Consider the following 23,242-nt stretch of genomic DNA (forward strand, 5'->3'; position numbering starts at 1 on the left):
CCCCGCATGTGCGGAATCGCAGGCTTCGTCGCGCCCTCGCTCCACGACGGAGGGACGCCGGAGGTGATGACCTCGATGCTGTCGCTCATCCGTCACCGCGGGCCGGACGAGGCGGGCTACTACCTGGACGACGGCATCGCCATGGGCACGGCACGACTGTCGATAGTCGACCTGGCCACGGGTGCCCAGCCGATGGCCGACCCGACGGATCGCTACTGGATCTGCTTCAACGGCGAGTTGTACAACCACATCGAACTGCGTGAGGAACTGCGAGGGCTCGGCCACCGGTTCCGTACTCGTTCGGACACGGAAGTATTTCTGCGGGCATGGGCCCAATGGGGGCCCGCGTGCCTGCCCCGATTCAACGGCGCGTTCGCGGCCGCGATCCGGGACGTGAGGTCGGGAGACCTGTTCCTGGCACGGGACAGATACGGCAAGAGGCCGCTCTTCTACGTAGATCGCGAGGGGTGCGACGCCCTGGGGGCCGGGAGCGGAGAATTCCTCTTCGCCTCCGAGATGAAGGCATTCCGTGCGTTCCCGGGGTTCCGTTTCGAGCTGGACCCCCACGAACTCGCCTCCACCTTCGCGGTATGGACGCCGTTGCCCGACCGGACCCCCTTCAAGCACATCCGCCAGCTCCCGATGGGGTGTTACCTGACCGTCCGCGACGGGCGGGCGGTTCCAGGTGACTACGCGGAGCTCGAACTCGACGTGCCGCCGTTCACTGGTTCCGAACGGGAAGCTGCCGCATTGGTCCGCGATGCCCTCCGTGAGAGTGTCGAGATGCGGCTGAGGAGCGACGTCGAGGTCGGTGTCTATCTGAGCGGCGGTCTCGACTCCTCCATCGTCACCAGGCTGACGACCGAGCTCTCCTCGCACGAGGTCCGCACTTTCTCCGTGGAGTTCGACGACGCAGTCTTCGACGAGTCGAGCAGCCAGCGGGTCGTCGCCTCGCACCTCGGCACCCGCCACTCGTCCATTGCCGTGTCCGGCGCGGACATCGCGGCGAACTTCCGGTCCGCCGTGTACCACGCGGAAGTACCGGCGTTCCGCGCCGCGTTCGTCCCCATGTTTCTCCTGTCCCGCCACGTGCGGGACGCCGGAATCAAAGTGATCCTCAGCGGTGAGGGCGCGGATGAGGCGTTCCTCGGCTATTCGCTCTTCCGCGAGACGTTGCTGCGCGCTTCGTGGAACGAACTGTCGGACGACGAGCGCATGGCCAGGCTCGGCAGCCTCCACCCGGAACTGAGCCATTTCGGCCCCGCGAACCGGGCGCGGATGAAGGGCCTCTTCGAGCAGTTCACCGTCGAACGGCTGCCCGGCCTCTTCTCCCACGAACTCCGGTACCAGAACGGTCGTTTCGCCGCGCGCCTGCTGGAACGACATGACGAACCGTTCGCGGATCTCATGGCCCTGACGGATGCGACACCCGGATATGCCGGGCTGAGCCCGGTCCGAAAGGCACAGTGGCTCGAATTCAAGACGCTGCTGCCCGGCTATCTCCTCTCCACCCAGGGTGAGCGCATGAGCCTCGCCCACGGTGTCGAGAACCGGTGCCCGTTCCTGGATCCCGCGGTCGTCCGCGCGGCGGCCTCGGTCAATCTTCGCTTCGACGACGGTCTCGACGAGAAGGCCATCCTCAAGAAGGCGTTCCGGGGTGAGCTGCCGGAATCGAGTCTCACTCGGCGGAAGCAGCCCTACCGCGCGCCAGGAGCGGCCGTCTTCAAGCAGCAGCAACCGGACTACCTGGAACTTCTCCTCTCGGCGACGGAGCTGGAGAAGATCGGCGGCATCGACCCGGTGTTCGCCCGGAAGCTCGTCAAGAAGATCATGGCCACGCCCACGGAAGAGATCAGTACGAAGGAGGACCAGGCTTTCGTCTACCTGCTCTCGACCGCGGTCCTCAACCAGCAGTTCGTGCTCGGACAGGAAATACCCGGGGAATCAACGGCACAGGCCGACTTCAAGGTGAACACCGTCATTGACCAGCGGAATTCGCGGGGATCGACGCCGGCCGGTCGAGACATCCCCTCTGCGGGAGGAATCTGATGAGTACGTTCGAACCGGCGTCCGCGACGGACGATGTCGCGATCATCGGGCTCGCCCTGCGGTTCCCCGGAGCGGAAACACTGGAAGAGCTCGGCGGCCATCTCGTCGCGGGCCGTTCACTCATCTCGGAGGTACCGCCGGAACGCTGGTCGAAGGAACGGTATTTCGGTGACCCCAGGCTCGGGGCCCAGAAGACGAACAGCGTCTGGGGCGGCTTCATCGAGCAGGTGGACTGCTTCGATGCCGAGTTCTTCAATATTTCGCCGCGCGAGGCCGAGAGCATGGATCCCCAGCAGCGCATGGCTCTCGAACTCGCCTGGCGGGCGATCGAGGACGCAGGCTATGCGGCGAGTGCCCTCGCCGGTACGGAGACGGGCGTCTTCATGGGCGTCTGTCATGCGGACTACGCGGAAATGATGGAACGCGAAGGGGCAAGGACGGACGTCTATTTCCCCACCGGGACGGCCTACTCGATCATTGCGAACCGGATCTCCTACTATTTCGATTTCCAGGGCCCGAGCATCACCAACGACACGGCATGTTCGAGCTCGCTGGTGTCGGTGTACGAAGCGGTACGCGCGCTGTGCAACGGCGAGTGCGGGGTCGCCCTGGCCGGCGGGGTCAATCTGATCTGGTCGCCGAAGCACTTCGTCGCGTTCAGCCAGGCGAGCATGTTGTCCCGCACCGGTCGTGCCAGCGCCTTCGACCAGAGCGCCGACGGCTATGTCCGCGGTGAAGGCGGGGCGGTGCTCCTCCTGAAGCCCCTCGCGCGGGCCGTCGCGGACGGCGATCCCGTCCACGCGGTCATCAAGGGCGTCGCCACGAACCACGGCGGCCGCACCAACTCCCTCACGGTCACCAACCCGACGGCACAGGCGAATCTGATCGAGGGGCTCTACACCCGCGCCGGAATCCGGCCGGAAACCATTGGCTATATCGAAGCGCACGGCCCCGGAACGCCCGTCGGCGATCCGATCGAGATCATGGCTCTGAAGGAAGCCTTCCGGAACCTGCACGCGGCCCAGGGCACCGTCGCCCGGCCCGCGAGCTGCGGAATCGGCTCTGTCAAAACCAATATCGGACATCTGGAAGGCGCCGCCGGGGTCGCCGGGATCGCCAAGGTGATCAGCTCGCTGGCACTGCGGGTGCTGCCCGCGAACGTCAACTTCCGGAATCAGAACAGGCTCATCAAGCTCGATGACAGCCCGTTCCATGTCGTCCGCCACACCCGGCCCTGGGCCGTGGCGGCCCCGGAGAGCGACGGAACGATCCGGCCACGGCGGGCCGGGGTGAGCTCGTTCGGATTCGGAGGCACGAACGCGCACGTCGTGCTTGAGGAACACCTCGCCGATGAAGCGGATGTGGGAGCGCGGGACACCTCCCTCCGGGGGCCGGAGCTCCTGCCGCTCTCCGCGAAGACGCCGGACCGGCTGCGCGCGGTCGCGGTCAACCTGCTTACTCATCTGCGCGAGCACCCGGCGCAGGCACTCGCCGACATCGCCCACACCCTGCGGGTCGGCCGCGACCCCATGCCCGCCCGGGTCGTGTTCGTTGTCGAGGACCGTGACCAACTGGAACTGCTGCTGAGGGAGTTCGCCGAAGGAGCCCGCGCGGCGGGCGAACTCCACCTGGGCGGGACGGTGCGAGGCACGGAAGAGGAAGTCGCCGAGCTGAGGGCGGCGGGGACCGACTGGGTGCGGGGCGGGCCGGTGGACCGGGCGGACCGGTCCGGACACGACGCACCCGGGCCACGCCCACGACGGGTGCGGCTGCCCGGGTATCCCTTCGCCCGCGAGCGGCACTGGTTCAGCGTTCCGCACAAGGAGGCCGGGACCTCGTACGAGGAGTCCGAGGCTCCGCACAAGGAGGCGGGGACCTCGTACGAGGAGTCCGGGACTCCGCACAAGGAGGCGGGGACCTCGTACGAAGAGGCCGGTATTGCGCGCACGGGCGCCGGGGCAGGAGCGACGCCACCGGCAGCGCACGCCGCTGCCGCCGCGCACCCGCTCGTCCACGCCGGCACCTCCGGCCCCACAGGTCACCGCTACAGCTCGACGTTCACCGGAGCGGAGCCGTTCCTCGCCTCGCACGTGGTGGGCGGTGCCCGTGTCTTCCCGGCGGCCGCCCACATCGAGATGGTCCGGGCCGCGGCCGTTCACGCGGCGGGGCCCGACGCGGCGGAGCCGACGGTCGTCCGGCTCCGCGATGTCGTATGGCCGCGCCCGCTCGTCGTACAGGACGCGCCGGTCGAGGTCAGTGTCCGGCTCACCCCGCGGGACGGTGCCGCCCTCGCCTTCGAGGTCGCCACCGGCACCGACCCGGCCGCGGTCCACAGCTCGGGCGTCGTCGAGGCCGGCGGGCCGCAGCAGCCGGATCGCGTCGATCTGGGCGCGCTGCTGGCGGCCTGTCCCGGGGAGCGCAGCCCGGCGGACGTGTACGCGGCGTTCCACGACCGGGGCCTGGAGTACGGACCGGCGATGCGCGGACTCAAGGAGCTCCGGCTGGGAACGCGGGAACTGGTCGCGCGGATCGGGCAGCCCGCGGCCGCCGAGGCGGCGGACGCCGGATACGTCCTGCCTCCGAGCGTGCTCGACGCGGCACTCCAGTCCTCCCTCGTGCTCCTGGCGGAGACTTCGCGAGAGCCGGCCGACAGCCCGGCAATGCCGTTCGCGTTCGAGGAACTCACGGTCCACGGCGCCTGTGTGCCGGAGACATGGGCGTGGGTCCGGCGCCGCGAAGGACACAGCACGCTCGATGTGTTCGACATCGATCTCTGCGACCCCGAGGGCGTGGTGCTGGTCACTCTGCGCGGGCTGGTCCAGCGGACGCACGCGGCGAAGCCCGGACGCGGAACCGGCGCGGACGTCGTCACCGCCGCCGTTCCCTGGGTGCCCGCGCCCCTCGACGTACCGGAGGACCGGGCGACACCCCTCCCGTCCGTGCACGGCTACCTGGGCGGACGAGCCGCCGCCCACACCGCCGTCGTGGCGGACACGACCGGCTTCACCCTCGCCGGCCTTCCCGATGTCGGGCCCGGCCGGGTCGCCGATGGTGTCGGGGCCGTGGTGGACCTGGTCCTCCGGCACGCCGCGGAGCTGGTCAGGTCGAAGCCCGGGGGAGCACACCGGTTCGTCGTCCTGGTGGACGATCGGCCGCCGCGGCACCACCACGCGCCGCTGACCGGCCTGTTCAGGACCGTCGTCATGGAGAACCCGCGTGTCACGGGCCGTGTCGTACGCGTCGCTGAACTCGACACCGCGCCGCCGGAGCGGATCGCGGACATCCTCCGCGCGGAGGCGGCGGACCGGTCGGCCGACTGCGAGATCCGCTACGCGGCCGACGGCACCCGTCACGCGGCACGTCCCGCGGAATTGCGCCTCGGTGAAGGAGCGGAGATCCCGCCGCTGAAGGAGGGCGGGGTCTACTGGATCACGGGCGGTCTCGGCGGTCTGGGACTGCATGTCGCACGGTACTTCGGGCGGTGTGCGGGTGTCGTCGTCGTCCTGAGCGGCCGGTCGGCGCCCGGAGCCGCGAGCGGGACGGCCCTGCGCGGACTGCGGGAAGCGGGGGTCGAGGCCCACTACCTCCCCGTCGACGTGGGCTCGAAGGACGATGTGGACCGTGCGGTACGCACCATCACACGCGAGCACGGAGCGATCGACGGCATCGTCCACGCGGCGGGCGTCCTCCGGGACGCCTACCTCTTCACCAAGGACGTCTCGGACGTCCGGGCGGTGCTGGCGCCGAAGGTCGACGGCGTGCTCAACCTCGACGCCGCCACGCGTGGCCTCGCGCTCGACTTCTTCGTCGCCTTCTCCTCCGTGGCGGGAGTGTTCGGCAGCTCCGGGCAGTCGGACTACGCGGCGGCCAACGCCTTCCTGGACGCCTTCGCCCACCACCGCCGGGCACTGGCGGAGATCGGCGAGCGCAGCGGGACGACGTCGGCCGTCAGCTGGCCGTTGTGGGCCGACGGCGGGATGTCCATGGACCCCGTGACCCGGGAGTCGACGCGCCGGGACCGGGGCTGGGAGCCCCTCCCGACCGAGGACGGCATCCGGGTTCTCGGCGCCGTGCTGCGCGATGCGCCCGTCCACACCGTGGTGGCGTACGGCGCCGAAGCGACGCTCACGGCCACCGCCCCGCCTCGGGCAGCGTCCCGCTCCGTCCCCGTGGACGCCACACCAGTGGACACCACACCCGTGGAGCCCCCGGCCGCTGTCGCGGAGGAAGACCTGACGGAGCGTACGACGGCCCTGCTGCGCCGCATCGTGGGAGGGGTGCTGCACCGCGATCCCCTGACGATCGACGCGACGGCCAACCTCGTCGACTACGGGATCGACTCGCTCGCCATCCTGGAGACGACCGCGTCGCTCGAAGTGTTCTTCGGCCCGCTGTCCAAGACGATCTTCTTCGAGTACACGACCATCGAGGGCGTCGCAGGCCACCTCGTCGCGGAACACCGCGACAAGTTGCGCGCGGTCATCAGCGCCGAAGACCCGACGCGGGCGCGGACGCCGACGCCGACGCCGGCGTCCGCACCCGCGGCCCCCGTGGCCGGGACGGACGAGGCGCCGCCCCCCGCCGCACCCGCACCGACCGCCGCCGACACCCCCGCCGCCGACACCGGCGGCATCCCCGGCGCCCCCGGACCGCGCGACGACCGCCACGACATCGCGATCATCGGCATCTCCGGGACCTACCCCGGCGCCGACACCCTCGGCGACCTCTGGTCCGTGCTCGGCGAAGGCCGCCACGAGTTCCGCGAAGTGCCGCGCGAACGCTGGGACCACGACGCGGTCTACAGCCGCGACCGGAGCGTACTCGGCAAGAGCTCCATCCGGACCGGGACCTTCCTCCGCGACATCGAGATGTTCGATCCCCGCTACTTCCGTATCTCCAAGCGCGACGCGGAGAACATGTCGCCCGAGGTGCGCCTGTTCCTCCAGACGGGTGTCGAGGCGCTCGAAGACGCCGGCTATTCGCGCGAGACGATCCAGCGGCAGTACGACGGAGACGTCGGCGTACTGGCCGGTTCCATGAGCAACCACTACGGCCTGTACGGATTCCAGAACAGTCTGACGCGCGGTTCCCCGGCCAGCGGCAGCTACACGGCGACGCTGCCCAACATGCTCTCGTACTTCTACGGATTCACCGGCCCCTCGATGTTCGTGGACACGATGTGCTCCGGGTCCTCGACCTGTGTGCACCAGGCCGTGCAGATGCTCCGGGCCGGTGAATGCCGGATGGCGGTCGCGGGCGGGGTGAACCTGCTGCTGCACCCGTACAACCTCATCAGCTCGTCGCAGGAGCACTTCACGACGGCGACCTCCGATGTCATCCGGAGCTTCGGCCTGGGCGCGGACGGGACCATCCTCGGGGAGGGCGTCGGCGCCCTCGTTCTCAAGCCGCTGGCCGAGGCCGAGCGCGACGGCGACCACGTGTACGCCGTCATCAAGGGAACGGCCCTCGCCAACGCGGGGGTGCGCAACGGGTTCACCGTTCCCAGCCCCCGTATGCAGGCGCGGGCGATCGAGAAGGCGATCGACGACGCGGGAGTCGATCCACGGACCATCAGCTACGTGGAAGCGCACGGCTCCGGGACGTCACTGGGCGACCCGATCGAAGTGAAGGCGCTGACCACGGCCTTTGGGAAGTACACGAAGGACACCGGGTTCTGCGCGATCGGCTCCGTCAAGTCGAACATGGGACATCTGCTGCACGCCGCCGGAATGATCGGCATCGCCAAGGTCGTCCTCCAGTTCCAGAAGGGGGAGCTGGCACCCTCGCTGCACAGTTCGGTGACCAATCCGGACATCGACTTCTCCCGTACCCCGTTCCGTCTGCAGCGGGAACTCGCCGCGTGGGAACCCGCGGTGACAACCGTGGAGGGGCGCAGGATCACACACCCCCGACGGGCGGGGATCACCTCGATCGGTGCGGGAGGGATGAACTCGCACATCATCCTTGAGGAGTACCCGCGGCCCGACCGCGATCCGCACGGCGCACAGGACGGGCCCGGGGAACTCCTCGTGTTCTCCGCGATGAACGAATCGGCCCTGGAGGAATACCTCACCCGATTCCGCGCCTACCTGGCCGAGGGCACGGAGCCGGACCTCGCGGCGATCGCGTTCACGCTCCGCGTCGGCAAGAACGAACTCCCGCACCGCTGGGCGTTCCTCGCGAGAACCACCGGGGAAGCCGTCGCCGCCGTCGACCGCTATCTGGCGGGAGACCGGGACCTCGGTGCGGCGCTCGCGGGCGGCGGACCCCGGACCGAGGGGCTGCGGCGGCTCGCCACCACCTGGGCCGGCGGCAGGAGCGTCGACTGGCGCGACGCCGGCGAAGGAACACGCGCGCTCCGACGGGTCTCGCTCCCCGCGTACCCCTTCGAGCGCGTGCGCTGCTGGGTCACCCCGGAGGAGGGCGCGCCGTCCGTGATCGCGCCGCTCGCCCTGCGCGACAAGCTCCATCCGTTCCTCGGCAGGAACGAGTCGGACGCCGACGGGCTGCGGTACGTGCTCGATGTGCACCTGGACGATCTCCTCGACTACGGGTGCACCACGGGGGAGCGGCAGGACAGGAAGCGCGGCGTGGTCCCGACCTTCGCCATCGACCTGGCGATCGCCGCGACCAGGGTCTCCGGATTGTCCGACGGGTCGGTCGTGCGCAGGCTGCGCCTCCTGGGCCCGGTCGACTGGGCGACTGCCGCCCGCCTGGTGACGGTCTTCGACCTCGGCGAAGGGAAGCAGCCCTCCGGACTGGTGTTCACACAGGACGAGGCGGGGGCCCGGACGCCCGTAGCGGCGTTCGACGTGCCGGCGGGTGAGGAGGACCGTACGCCGCTCTCCGGTCACCCCCTCGCGGAGCGCTTCGCGGGAATCGCCGCCGCTGTGCTCGCGCCCGACCGGGCGAAGCCGAGGTCCCCGGCGGAATTCCTCGCGGAACTCGCGGACGGCGGAATCGGATACGCGCCGGAACTCAGCGGCACGGAGAGCGCGTTCCGTCTGCCGGACGGGCGACTGGTGCTCAGGGTCGGCACCCCCGAACTCCAGCGGGACCATGTGAAGCCGGGTGTCACCCTCGCTCCGCATGTCCTTGCCGCCATCGCGCAGGGCCTCCAGGCCGAGGCGAAGCGGCAGGGCTCACCGCACGGGGCCCGGACCGCGCCCCACCGGGTCGACGAGATCCGGCTCCTCACCGACGGGAGCGGCGCAGGCGTCCCGGTCGCGTACGTCGTCTTCGACGTGGCCGCCGCCGGAGAGGGACTCGGCGGGTCCGTCGGCCTGCTGGACCAGAACGGCCAAGTGGTCGGCGTGCTCGGCGACCTGTGGTGCGGCGACGACGAGGGACCGCGAAGGGACCGGGACGTGAGCGAACGAGCGCTGGACGGAGCCGAGGCCGCGGAGCGGGAGACGCCACGGCAGGACGGGGACGACGTCGTCTCCTTCGCGGTGGACGAGCTGCGGGAGATGGCGGGCGGCATTCTCAAGTTCGACGCGGGTGGACTCGACGCCCGTACCGGCTTCGACGCCTTCGGCTTCGACTCGATCTCGCTCATCACCCTGTCGCAACAGGTGCACGAGCGCTTCGGCATCGATCTGACCCCAGCGGTCTTCTTCGACCGCAATACGTTCGACTCACTGGGCAGGCACCTGTTCACGGAGCATGAAGGCCCGCTGCGCGCGGCGTACCAGCGCTCACTCCCACCGGACCCCGCCGGGGAGCCCGCCACGAGCCCCGGAAACCGGTCCGGTGGCGAGACGACCGGAACGGCCGGAGCCACGACCGGAGCGGCTGGAGAGACCACCCGGGCCCCCGATGCCGGGCCGGCCGTCCCCCAGCGCCCGGCACCGGCGGACTCACCCCTTCCGGTGGCCGTCATCGGAGCCGCGTGCCGGTTCCCCGGCTCACCCGATCTGGACGCCTACTGGGCGAACCTGGCCGCGGGGACCGACAGCGTCACGGCCTTCCCCCTCGACCGGTACGACGCGCACTACGCGCGGATCGCACAGGCGGCGGAGTTTCCGCACCACGCGGCCGTCCTCGACGACGTGGACGCGTTCGACGCCGCCTTCTTCCGCGTCCTGCCGCGGGAGGCCGAGCTGATGGACCCCCAGCACCGGCTGGCGCTGGAGACGGTCTGGAACGCGGTGGAGCACAGTGGCTACGCGCCCGCCGGCCTGCCGGCGAACACCGGACTGTTCCTCGGTGTCTCCGGGACCGACTACGCGACTCTGCTCGCGGCCCACGGCACCCCGCCGGACGCCTTCACCTCCACGGGCAACGCCCACTCCATGCTCGCCAACCGCATCTCGTACGTCCTCGACATCCACGGCCCGAGTCAGCCCGTCGACACGGCCTGCTCCAGCTCGCTCGTCGCCGTCCACAGAGCCGTCGAGGCCATCCGCTCCGGGGCCTGCGACGCCGCGATAGCGGGCGGGGTGAACCTCCTGCTCGGCGTCGACACCTTCGTCAGCGCCGGGCGGGCCGGCATGCTGAGCCCGGACGGACGGTGCAAGACCTTCGCGAGCGGGGCGAACGGCTACGTACGTGGCGAGGGCGTCGGCGCCGTCCTGCTCAAACCCCTCGCCGACGCGGAGCGCGACGGGGACGCGATCCTCGCCGTGATCGTCGGGACCGCGGAGAACCACGGCGGGCGGGCCAACTCCCTCACGGCGCCCAACGGCACCGCGCAGGCGGACCTCGTGGTCCGGGCGATGGAAGGCATCGACCCCCGCACGATCGGCTACGTGGAGGCCCACGGCACCGGCACGGCCCTGGGCGACCCCGTCGAGGTGCGTGCGCTCCAGGCCGCGTTCCGGCAGCTGGGCGTCGACACCACCGCGACCTGCGGGCTCGGCTCCGTGAAGACCAACATCGGTCATCTGGAAGCCGCCGCGGGCATCGCCGGGCTGCTCAAGGTGGTCCTCGCGATGGAACACGGCACCCTTCCGCGGAGCCTGCACTGCGACCGGATCAACCCCTACATCCAGCTCGACGGCAGCCCGTTCCGCATCGTGCGTGCCAATGAACCGTGGCAGCGGCCCCGCGACCGTGACGGCGGCCCCGCCCCACGACGGGCAGGGGTCAGCAGCTTCGGATTCGGCGGCGCCAACTGCCACACGGTCATCGAGGAGTACACCGGGCGGACGGCGGACACGAGTCCGGCGCAGGACACGGACGGCCCCGGGAGCCGGGTCGCCGTACCCCTGTCCGCCCGTACGGAGCACCAGCTCCGTGAGCGGGCGCGGAACCTGCTCGCCCACCTGGAGGGCACGACCGGTCCCGCTCCGCTCCGTTCGATCGCGTGGACGCTCCAGACCGGGCGCGAAGCCATGGCCGAACGGATCGGCTGGGTCGTCTCCTCCCACCGGGAACTCGCCCACGAATTGAGGGAGTTCATCGGTGGGCGGGAGAGCGCACGGGTGAACGGGGCGCAGCACGGTGGCCGGCCCGCGCAGGACGGCCTCGCCGACGCGGTCGCGCGCTGGAGCGCCGGGGAGGAGGTCGACTGGCGACGGTTGCACGAGGCCGCCGGCCGGGCCCTGCCCGGACGCGTGCACCTGCCCACGTACCCGTTCGCACGCGACAGGTACTGGCTCCCCGACGGCGCCGGGAAGGCCGACAGCGTCGCCGGACGACGCCCTTCGGCCGGCACGACGCTGTTCGTACCCCGCTGGACGCCGAAGCCCGCGTCGCGGGACCTGACCGACGGAACCGCGTACACACAGCATGTCGTGATCCTCTGCGGAGCGTGGGCGGCCCTGCGGGACAGCGTGGAGCGCCGTCTGCCGGGTGTGCGCTGCCACGCCGTCACGACCGCCAAACAGCGCCCGGAGACCCGCTTCACCGACCTCTCGCGCCAGGTCTTCGAGATCGTCCGGGGGCTCGCCGGGCAGGCGCACCACGGCGCCACTCTTGTACAGGTCCTGTCACCGGCGGACGGCGACGAGGCGGTGGGGCCCGCGCTCGCGGGATTTCTGCGCACGACGGCGCTCGAAAACCCGCACATCGCCGGGCAGATCCTCGCTCTCGACGGCGAGCGCGACGCGGACGGCATCGCGGCGATCGTCCTGGAGAACGCCGGGCACACGGACGACACACTCGTGCTGCACCGGGGCACGGAACGCCGGGTGCGGAGCTGGGTGCCCTCGGCGGCCGAGGGCACGGCCACGCCCTGGCGCTCGGGAGGCGTCTACCTGATCACCGGAGGCGCCGGTGGCGTCGGCGCCGTCGTCGCCCACCGGATCGCACGGGACGCCGTACGCCCGACGCTCGTCCTCGTCGGACGCTCCGCACCGGACGCCCGAATCGGTCAACTGCTCGTCGAACTGCGGGAAGCCGGCGCGGTGGCCCAGTACGCCGTCGCGGACGTCTCCCGCTGGGAGGAGGTCCGCCACCTCGTCGCGCGCGTCGGCGAGGAGGCGGGAGCGATCCACGGAATCGTGCACGCCGCGGGCGTGATCCACGACGCGTACCTCACGAACAAGACGACGGAGCAGTGGGACGAGGTCCTCGCCCCGAAGGCCGACGGAGTGGCGCACCTGGACCGGGCCACGGCGCACCTGCCCATCGAGTCCTTCCTCGTCTTCTCGTCCGGCACGGCGGTCACCGGAAATCCCGGCCAGTGCGACTACGCCGCGGCCAACGGCCGGCTCGGCGAGTACGCCGCCCACCGCAACGCGCGTGTCGCGGCCGGCGAACGGTCGGGGCGTACGGTCGCGATCGCCTGGCCGCTTTGGAAGGACGGCGGAATGGCGGTCGACGACGCGACCCGCGCGTACCTCCGGCGCAGCCGCGGTCTCGTGCCGATGGAGTCGGACGCCGGACTCGAAGCCCTCCTGAGCGCCTGGCGGTTGGGCCGGGCCGGCGAGGACCAGATCTGGGTGCACCACGGCGAGCCGGTCGAGCCCGCGCCTGTCGCCGCGCCCGCCGCCGCTCCCGCACCGCAGACGGCTGCCGTTCGGCCGGACCGCGAGACGCTCCGGTCGGTCGTGGAGCTCTTCGCCCGGGTCACCAAGCTCCCCCTCCCCGACGTGGACGCCGACCGGCCGCTCGACGACCTGGGCCTCGACTCGGTCATGGTCGTACAGCTCAACAGGGAGCTGTCCTCGAAGTACGGCGAGGTTCCGACGACGCTCTTCTACGAATTCCCCACCCTGCGCGCCATCGCCGGCGAGCTCGCCGGGGCGCGCGCCCCGGCGGCCCCCGGCGCGCGGACCGACGGCCCGTCCGGCCCGATCCGGGTGCCGGCAGCGCGGCACACACCCGCGACAGCCACCGCTCCCGGCCCGCCCGCGCCGGACGGCGCCATCGCGGTCATCGGGATGAGCGGGCGCTATCCGCAGGCCGGGAACACCGACGAGTTCTGGGCGAACCTCACTGCGGGACGCGACTGCATCACGGAGATTCCCCCCGGCCGATGGCCGCTGGAAGGCTTCTACGAGCCGGATCGCGACACAGCCGTCGCCACCGGGCGCAGCTACAGCAAGTGGGGCGGATTCCTGCGCGACTTCGACGCGTTCGATCCGCACTTCTTCCGGATCGCACCGCGTGACGCCTACGCCATGGACCCGCAGGAGCGCCTCTTCCTCCAGGCCTCCTGGGAAGTGATCGAGGACGCGGGCTACACCCGTGAGGAACTGGCCCGACGCCATCGGCGGCGCGTGGGTGTCTTCGCCGGTGTGACCAAGTCCGGCCACGCACGGCACGGTGCCGCCCGGCTGCCGTCCGGTGAAACGGTCGTGCCCGCTCTCTCCTTCGCCTCGCTCAGCGCCCGTACCTCGTACGTCCTGGACCTCCGGGGCCCGAGCCTGACGATCGACACGATGTGCTCCTCCTCGCTCACGGCGATCCACGAGGCCTGCGAGCACCTGCGGCGGGGCTCCTGCGAGCTGGCCATCGCCGGCGGGGTGAACCTGTATCTGCACGCGTCCGACTACGTAGAGCTGTGCCGTTCCACCATGCTGTCCTCGCAGGCCCGGGTGCGGAGCTTCGGCAGCGGCGGTGACGGGTTCGTGCCCGGCGAGGGTGTGGGCGCGGTGCTGCTGAAACCCCTCGCGCGCGCTCTCGCCGACGGTGACCAGGTCCTCGCGGTGGTGCGCGGGACGAGCATCAACCACGGCGGGAGGTCCCGCGGCTATACGGTGCCGAGCCCGACCGCCCAGGCGGAACTGATCCGCGACGCGCTGACCCGGGCCGGGGTTCCGGCGCGGGCGGTGAGCTACGTCGAGGCGCACGGCACCGGCACGGAGCTGGGCGACCCGATCGAGGTGAAGGGCCTCTCGCTCGCCTTCGAGGAGTCCACGGACGAGAAGCAGTTCTGCGCGATCGGCTCCGTGAAGTCCATGATCGGGCATCTGGAGGCCGCCGCGGGGATCGCGGGGGTCACCAAGGCCGTACTCCAGCTCCGGCACCGCACGCTCGTACCGAGCCTGCACGCGCAGGAGCTGAACCCGGGCATCAGGTTCGAGGAAACGCCGTTCTTCGTCCAGCGGACACTCGCACCGTGGGAGTCGCCGACACCACGGATCGCGGCGGTCTCCTCCTTCGGGGCAGGCGGCTCGAACGCCCACGTGATCCTTGAGGAGTACGTGCCGGACCCCGCCCCGGACCGGCCCGCCTCCGGCGAGGGCGAGCAACTCGTCGTCCTCTCGGCGCGGACACCGGAGCGGCTGCGGCACTCCGTCGCGCGCCTGGTGGCGTTCCTCGAACGCGGGGAGAGCGAGCGGACGGCGGTCGGCCTGGCGGATCTCGCCTTCACCCTGCAGGTCGGGCGTGAGGCGATGAAGGAACGCCTGGCGGTGACCGCCGCCTCACTGCCCGAGCTCCTGCGGGTACTGCGCGGGTACGCGGAGAACGGGGACGGGGCGCAGCCCCCCGGCCTCCACCGGGGCAGCGCCGCACAGGCGCAGGGCACCGTCGCCGAGATCTCGGCCGACGACGACCTGCGGGAACTCCTGGTCGAACGGTGGGCCCGCAAGGGCAAGCACGACAAGCTGGCCGCGCTCTGGGTCGGCGGAGTGGAGCTGGACTGGCGGCGGCTGCACGGGACCGCGTCGCCCCGCCGGGTATCCCTGCCGACGTACCCGTTCGCACCGGACCGGTACTGGGTCGGGGACCTGGCACCGGTCCGGGAGGCGGCGCCCGACGCCACTGCGGCCGCCGCACCGCAGCCGGGGAAGCCCGGGCCGCGGCCCGAAGAAACCGCACCGCGGCCGGAGAGGGCCGGGCGGCACCTGACACCCGACCAGGCGTCGGACGCCGCACCCGATGTCACACGTGAGGAATGGGTCGCCGGCACCGTACGCGCGACGATCGCACAGGTGCTGGCCATGCCGCCGGACGAGGTCGACGGCGGGCTCGCGTTCGCCGACCACGGACTCGACTCCATCCTCGCGGTCCGTCTCGTCCACCTGCTGAACGAGGCCCTCCGGCTCGACCTGTCGACCGGCGTCGTCTTCGACCACAGCTCCGCCGACCGGCTCGCCGCGCATCTGCTCGCGGAGTACGCCGACCTCGGCCCCGCCGCCCCGCCGCCGGCCGTCACCGGTGAAGCGCGTCCACGGACCACGCCCGGCTCCCACCCCGCCGGACGCCCCGCCGCCGACGCGCCGATCGCCATCGTCGGGATGAGCGGCAGGTTCCCCGGATCCGACAGCCTGGACGACCTCTGGACGCACCTCGCGAACGGCGACGATCTCATCACGGAGGCGACCCGCTGGAATCTCGCGGACACCGGCCCCGACGGCTCCGCGCGCTGCGCACAGGGGGGATTCCTCCACGGGATCGACCGGTTCGACCCGCTGTTCTTCGGCATCTCGGGCGTCGAGGCAGCTGCGATGGATCCCCAGCAGCGGCTGTTCCTCGAAGAGGCGTGGAAGGCACTGGAGGACGCGGGGTACGCCGGCCGGCACCTGCGTGAGACCCGCTGCGGCGTGTACGTGGGCTGCTACAAGGGCGACTACCAGGAGGTCGTCGGGGACGACGCGCCCGCCCAGGCGTTCTGGGGCAACATGGCGTCGCTCATCCCGGCCCGCGTCTCCTACTTCCTCGATCTGAAGGGCCCCGCGCTGGCGGTCGACACCTCGTGCTCCAGCTCGCTCGTCGCGATCGACCTGGCATGCCGGGGACTCTGGTCGGGCGAGACGGAGATGGCGCTGGCGGGCGGCGTCTTCGTCCAGTCGACACCACGCCTCTACGAGTTGGCCGACAGCGCCGGAATGCTCTCCGCGACCGGCCGCTGCCACACCTTCGACCACCGCGCCGACGGCTTCGTACCGGGCGAGGGCGTCGGCGTCCTGGTGCTCAAGCGGCTCGACGACGCCATCGCCGACGGGGACCACATCCACGGCGTGGTCCGCGCCACCGGCAGCAACCACGACGGCGCGACCAACGGCATCACGGCACCCAGCTCCGTCTCGCAGGAGCGTCTGCTGCGCGACACCTACGAGTCCTTCGGCATCGACGTCGAGTCCATCGGGCTCGTGGAGGCGCACGGCACCGGCACCCCGCTCGGCGACCCCATCGAATTCTCGGCGCTCAGCCGCGCGTTCCGGGCCGGCACGGAGAAGTCCGGCTACTGCGCCCTGGGTTCGGTCAAGACGAACCTCGGGCACACCCAGTTCGCCGCAGGCGTCGCGGGGGTGTTCAAGATCCTCCTCTCGATGAGGCACCGGCAGATCCCGGCCTCACTCCACTTCGAGAAGCCGAACCCCGCCCTCGGTCTCGAAGGCAGCCCCTTCTACGTGAGTACACGCAGCCACCGCTGGGAGCCCCCGGCCGGCGGCGGACCGCGCCGCGGCGCGGTCAGCTCCTTCGGCGCGAGCGGCACCAACGCGCATCTCGTCATCGAGGAAGCACCTCCCGCCGCCCGGACCCGCGCCCGCACGCCACGTCCCGCGTATCTTGTGGTCCTCTCCGCGCACTCACGTGAACAGCTGGTTCAGCAACTGGACCGGCTCGCGGAGCACTGCCGTCGCGAGGACCTTCCCGACCTGGGCGACCTCGCCCACACGCTCGCCGTCGGCCGGGACCGGTTCACCCACCGGTTCGCCTGCGTGGCGGCGGACCGCACCGAGCTGCTGCGGATCCTCGGCGAAGGGCTCGACGGAGCAAGGGCGTTCACCGGCCGAGCGGTGCCGGCGCGCAAGGGCGCCGCGAGTGCGGGTGCCGGCGCGGAGCAGAGCCACGGCGAGGAGTGCCTCCGCCGCTGCGCGGACCCGACGGGTTCCGAAACGGATACCGTTTCGTACCGCGCGGACCTCACCGCCCTCGCCGGGTACTTCGCACAGGGCGTCGACCTCGACTACGGGGCAGCGTTCGCGGCGGGGGCCCATCTCCGGGTCCCGCTGCCGACCTATCCGTTCGCCGGAGAGAGCCACTGGGCCGGAACACCGCCCCTGTCACCTCCATCTGTCACCACCCCCGGCCGGACCCTCCCGGACCATCCGCTGATCCACCGGTCGTCGACGGTGGCGGACCTCCCCGGCGCGCTCCGGGCCTCGACGCTCTTCCACGGCGGCGAAGCCGTCCTGCGCGACCACACGGTGCGCGGGCAGCGCGTCCTCCCGGGCGCCGCCCACCTCGAAATGGCGCGGGAGGCGGCGGCGCGTGCCTGGGGCACAGCGGCGACAACACCCCTGCTGATACGCGACATGACCTGGGTACGGCCGCTCGCCCTCGACGGCGAGCCACTGGGCGTCGATGTCCTGGTGAGGCCGGCGGAGGGCGGAGAGCTCACCTTCGAGATCGCCTCGAACGCCACCGGGGACGCCGGTCCGGCCGTGTTCTCCACCGGGCGCGTGGCCCTCTCCGGCACGGACCGCCCCGACCGCGTCGACCTCGCGTCGCTCCGAGCGGTGTGCGGGAGCGCCGTATCCGCGGAAGACGTCCGTACGGCGCTCGCGGCGATGGGCATCGTCCACGGGCCGTCCCTCCGCGCCGTCCGCGAGACACATGTCGGTTCCGGAACCGTCCTGGCACGGCTCGGCCTGCCGGCCGGGACGGACCCCGCCGACACCGCGTACGTACTGCCCCCGGCGCTGCTGGACTCGGCCGTCCAGTCCTCGATCGCGCTGCAACTCGCCGACGGCGGGGCCGCCGAGGAGACCGTGGTGCCGTTCGCGCTCGACAGGCTCGAACTCTTCGCACCCTGCACGGCCTCGATGTGGGCGGTCGTCCGTGTCGCGGACGGCACCCGGACGGCGACCGCGCTGAGCCGGCTCGACGTGGACCTCGTCGACGGCGACGGGGAGGTCTGCGTCCGGATGACCGGATACACCTCGCGCCGGTTGAAGGAACCGGCCCCCTCGCTGTTCGCCCCGGTCTGGGAACCCGTGCCGGGACCCACCCCCGGCACCCGCGCACTGCCGCCCGCGGAACACGTCCTCGTGGTCGGAGGGACCACCGCGCAGCGGTCCGGGCTCGCCCGCCAGTACCCGGGGGCCACCATGTGGGACCTCGCCCCGAGCGCATCGACGGACGAGATCGCGTCCCGGCTCCGGGACCTGGCGCCGGTCGGCCACCTCGTCTGGCTCGCGCCCGGCGGGGCGCCGGAGGACCGGGGGGCGCCGCAGCCGGACGACACCGCCGGCTTCACCGCGGCCCAGGAGGACGGCGTCATCGCGGCCTTCCGCATGATCAAGGCCCTCGTCCGCACGGGACACGACGCACGTCCGCTCGCCGTGACACTGGTGACGCGCGGCGCCCTCGCCACATACGACACCGAGTCGACGACACCTGCCCACGCCGGGCTGCACGGCCTCTTCGGCTCGCTCGGGCAGGAGTACACGAACTGGTCGGTCCGCCGCACGGACCTCGACACCGCCGCCCCGGACCGGGACCTGCCGGCACTCCCGGACCGAGCGGAGAACGACACCCTGGTGCGCCGCGCCGGCCAGTGGCTGGTCCGGCGCTGGGTGCCGGTCGAGCCCGGCACCCAGCGCCGGGACGCCTACCGGGAAGGCGGCGTCTATGTCGTGATCGGAGGCGCGGGCGGGCTCGGCACCGTATGGACCCGGCACGTCGTCCAGCGCCACGGCGCCCATGTGATCTGGATCGGGCGGCGCCCGCAGGACGCGTCGATCGAGGCGAAGCTCGGCACCTGCACCGGGCGCGGCAGCGTGCGCTACCTCTCCGCCGACGCTTCCGACCCCGCGTCGCTGCGCACCGCCCACGAGGAGATCAGGCGGCACCACCCGCGGATCCACGGTGTCATCCAGGCGGCGCTGGACCTGAGGGACCAGAGCCTGGCGCGCATGGACGAAGCGACGCTGCGCGCCGGCCTCACCGCTAAGGCCGATGTCAGCGTGGCCATGGCAGAGGTCTTCGCGGACGAGCCACTGGACTTCGTCCTCTTCTTCTCGTCCGTCCAGTCCTTCACGACCGCCGCGGGCCAGAGCAACTACGCGGCCGGATGCACCTTCAGCGACGCCTACGCCCAATTCCTCGCCCGGCACCGGGAGTACCCGGTGAAGGTGATGAACTGGGGGTGGTGGGGGAGCATCGGCAGCGCCTCGACCGAACTCCACCGGGAACGCATGGGCCGCTGGGGCCTCCTCTCGATCGAGCCGCCCGAGGCGATGGAGGCACTCGACACGCTGCTGCGCGGGCCGCAGCGTCAGCTGAGCTTCATCAAGTTGCGAAAGCCCGACACCATCGCGGGGATCGACCCGGCGACCCGGCTCACGGTCCACCCGAGGGCGCGGTCCCGCGTCACGCCCGCCGCCGTCGTGGCGGCGACCGGGGCGCCGTCCGCATGGGAGGCGGTGCGCGCGATCGCCGAATGGCGCAGGAACGAACGCGATCCGCTTCTCGCGCGCATGGTCCGCGGACACCTGGAAGCGCTCGGCGGCCTGCACGACCCCGGTACTCCGCCGACGCGCGGCGACATCGCCGCGCTGCGCGGGCGGGCCGGAATCCTGGAGCGGTACGACACCTGGCTCGACCACGCGCTCCGTATCGTGCCGCCGTCGGCCCCGCCGCTGGACGTCCTCGGCCGTGAGTGGGACCGACGCCGCGTGGAGTGGTCGGCGGATCCGGACAAGGCGGCAGAGCTCGCCCTGCTCGATGCCGCACTCGGTGCGCTGCCGGACATCCTCACCGGCAGGACCAGGCCCACCGACATCCTGTTCCCGCGCGGTTCCGTCGCACTCGTCGAAGGCACGTACCGCAACAACCGGGTGGCCGACATGTACAACCGCGCCATGGCGGACACCGCGGCCGCCGTCGTCGCGGAGCGGCTGCGCCTGGACCCGGCCGCCCGCCTGCGCATCCTGGAGATCGGCGCCGGCACGGGCGGCACGAGCACCGGGATGTTCGCCGCACTGCGCCCGTTCCAGGACCACATCGAGACCTACGCGTACACCGATCTCTCGAAGGCGTTCCTGAACCACGCCAGGACCGAGTACGGACCGGACGTTCCGTATCTCTCCTATGCCCGCTTCGACGCGGAACAGCCGCTCGCCGGGCAGGGAGTGGAGAGCGGAAGCCACGACCTGGTCATCGCCGCGAACGTACTGCACGCGACGCGCGACACCCGGAACACCATCCGCAACGCGAAGGCGGCACTGCGCGACGGGGGATGGCTCCTGATGAACGAACTGGCGGCGTTCGACGTCTCCAGCCATCTCACGTTCGGGCTGCTGGAGGGCTGGTGGCTCTTCGAGGACCACGCGCTGCGCGTACCCGGCTCACCCGCGCTGTCGCCCGCGAACTGGCGGGAGGTGCTGGTGAGCGAGGGCTTCTCCGCCGTCGTCTCCGTGCTGCCCGAGGCACTTGAGCTCGGGCAGCAGATCATCGCCGCCGAGAGCGACGGCATCGCCCGGCAGACAGTGGCCCGGCCGGCAGTGGCCCGGCCGGCGCGGCGGGAGACCCCTGCTCCGCGAGCGCTCCCGGAGCCCCCGCCGCAGGTCACCGTCCCCCCGGAACCCCGCCCCGCCCCGGCACGGCCCCCGGCCGACGGGACAGCCGCCGCGTCCGGCGCCGGCACGGAGAGCCGGGTCGGCACCATGGCCGGATACCTCAGGGACCGGGCCGCGCGGACCCTCGGCATTCCGCCGGACAAGATCGCGCTCTCCGCCCCGCTCAGCGACTACGGGATGGACTCCATCCTCGTCCTCCAGCTCACCACCGCGCTGCGCGAGGACCTCGGAGAGGTTCCGTCCACCCTGCTCTTCGACGCCGAGTCCGTCGAGGAACTCACCGACCACTTCATGACGGCCGGCGGCCCCCGCGTGGACGCCCTGCTGGCCAGGCTGAGCCCCGCGCCGACGGCGGCACCCGCCCCCGGCACCGGGGCCCGGCCGCCGGAGCCGTCCACGCCTCCCGCCACGGCACCGGCACAGCCTGTTGCCGCGCTCTTCCGTACGGCGGTACGGACCGGCACCCCGCAGCAGGCCGCTGACCTGCTGTCGATCGCCGCCCGGCTCCGGCCGACCTCCGCGACCGCGGCCGGCCCGGAGCCGGAGACTCTGCGGCTGTCGGACGGTGACCAGGAACCCGCCCTGGTCTGCCTGCCCTCCCTCATCGCCCCCACCGGGGCCCACCAGTACGTGAAGTTCGCGGCCGCGCTCCGCGGACGCCGCCAGGTGCGGACGGTCTCCCTCCCCGGATACGGCACCGGCGAGCCGCTTCCGGAAGACCTGGAAGCGGCTGCGGACCGGCTGGCGGAAACGCTGATCCGACGGTTCGAGGGCCGGCCGTTCGCACTCGCCGCCTACTCCTCCGGCGGGTGGGTGGCCCACGAGCTGGTACGACGGCTGGAGAAGGCCGGTGCTCCGCCCGCCGCCCTGGTGCTGCTCGACACGCTCCGGTCGGCCGGAACCGCCATGGTCCGGGGAATGTCGGTGCTCACCCGACGGCTGATGGACCGGTTCCCCCAACTTCCCGTCGTCGACGACCAGCTCACGGCGATGGCGTGGTACGCGCAGTTGCTCGAAGGCTGGCGCCCGCTGCCGGTGACCACCCCGACCCTCCTGGTGAGCGCCGCGGAGGACAAGCCCCTGCTCGACCTGCTCGGCGACGACGCGCGCGCCGACTGGCCACTGGAACACGTACGGACGGAAGTGGCGGGAGACCACTTCTCCATGCTTGAGGAGTACGCGGAGCCGACCGCACTCGCCGTCCACGAATGGCTCCGCGAACACCACGCCCCTGGGCGGGAACGGTCCGCCCGCCAGGGGTTCCCCGGGGGCACGCGATGAGCGATCGCCTGGGCTTCAGCCTGACGCAGTTGCGGTACTTCGTCGTATCCGCGGAGCTCGGCAACATATCGGAGGCGGCGGAGCGGCTGTGCGCGTCGCAGTCGACGGTCTCCTCCGCCGTGATGAAGCTGGAACGCCAGCTCGGTGTGCAGTTGCTGCTCCGTCATCACGCCCGTGGTGTCACCCTGACCCCGAGCGGCCGCCACCTGCTCCGCGAGGCACGCGCGTTGCTGGGGCAGGCCAGGAACCTCAAGGCCCAGGGCGACGCCCTGGCGGGCCGCACCGCCGGCCGGCTGGACGTCGGATTCTTCTTCTCGATCACCCCCTTCCTGCTGCCCCTGGTCCACAGGATGGCCGAAGAGCGGTACACCGCCCTGCGGTTGAACGTTCATGAGGCATCGGAGCGGCTGTTGGAGCTGCTGCGGGACGGCCGGTGCGAATTGGCCGTGACGTACGACTTCCTGGCGAGCGGTGCCAGGTTCCACCCCCTGGCCGAGCTGCCCGTCCACGCACTGCTGGCGGACGACGACCCCATGGGCATGACCGGCTCGATCGGATTGGACGAGCTGACCGCCCGACCGCTCGTCACCCTGGACGTCCCGGCCGTTCTCCGCCATTTCGAGACGGTGTTCGCCACTGCGGGCGTGCCCATGCCGAAAGTGATCACGACGACGAGTGTCGAGACCATGCGTGGACTGGTGGCCGCGGGCTCCGGGTTCGCCCTGATGTACCAACGCGCGGCCCATGCGCGGACTCTGGACGGCGGGAGGGTCCGATCCGTCGAGATCGCCGGACAGGTGCCGCCCTCGGCCCTCGGCGTGGCCATGATGCCCGATCTGCACCTCAGCGGCCGCGGCAGAGCCTTCCTGGACGTGCTGGGCTCCGCGGTCTCGGTCAGCGGCGAAGCGCATGCGATTGTGTGACACGGAACGATCCACGGCATGGCCGGCAGCCCCCGGGCTGCCGGCCCACCGCCGGAGATCCCCCGC

General features: G+C 71.5%; 3 protein-coding genes. All 3 read left to right on the top strand.

The genetic code is table 11. From position 1 onward, the window contains the following. Positions 1–6 precede the first annotated feature (6 nt). Genes asnB through ACGF8B_RS31490 form a run of 3 tightly spaced genes read left to right on the top strand, consistent with a single transcriptional unit; the run spans position 7 to position 23,176 of the window. Complete coding sequence (asnB, locus tag ACGF8B_RS31480) at positions 7–2,049, top strand: asparagine synthase (glutamine-hydrolyzing) (RefSeq protein WP_392745373.1); 2,043 nt, start codon at positions 7–9, stop codon at positions 2,047–2,049. Continuing rightward, a complete protein-coding gene (locus ACGF8B_RS31485) occupies positions 2,049–22,253 on the top strand; it encodes an SDR family NAD(P)-dependent oxidoreductase (protein ID WP_392745375.1) in 20,205 nt (6,734 codons plus the stop codon). The genes asnB and ACGF8B_RS31485 overlap by 1 nt, the downstream gene beginning before the upstream one ends. Further along, on the top strand, positions 22,250–23,176 hold the full coding sequence (locus ACGF8B_RS31490; protein ID WP_392745376.1) for a LysR family transcriptional regulator: 927 nt from the start codon (positions 22,250–22,252) through the stop codon (positions 23,174–23,176). Before ACGF8B_RS31485 ends, ACGF8B_RS31490 begins: the two co-directional genes overlap by 4 nt. The last annotated feature ends 66 nt before the right edge of the window (positions 23,177–23,242 follow it).

Source organism: Streptomyces sp. NPDC047917 (assembly GCF_043204345.1).
GTDB classification, from domain to species: Bacteria; Actinomycetota; Actinomycetes; order Streptomycetales; family Streptomycetaceae; genus Streptomyces; species Streptomyces sanglieri.

Coding starts and splice junctions, on each gene's coding strand:
- asnB (WP_392745373.1), top strand. CDS start 7: ATGTGCGGAATCGCAGGCTTCGTCGCGCCCTCGCTCCACGACGGAGGG.
- ACGF8B_RS31485 (WP_392745375.1), top strand. CDS start 2,049: ATGAGTACGTTCGAACCGGCGTCCGCGACGGACGATGTCGCGATCATC.
- ACGF8B_RS31490 (WP_392745376.1), top strand. CDS start 22,250: ATGAGCGATCGCCTGGGCTTCAGCCTGACGCAGTTGCGGTACTTCGTC.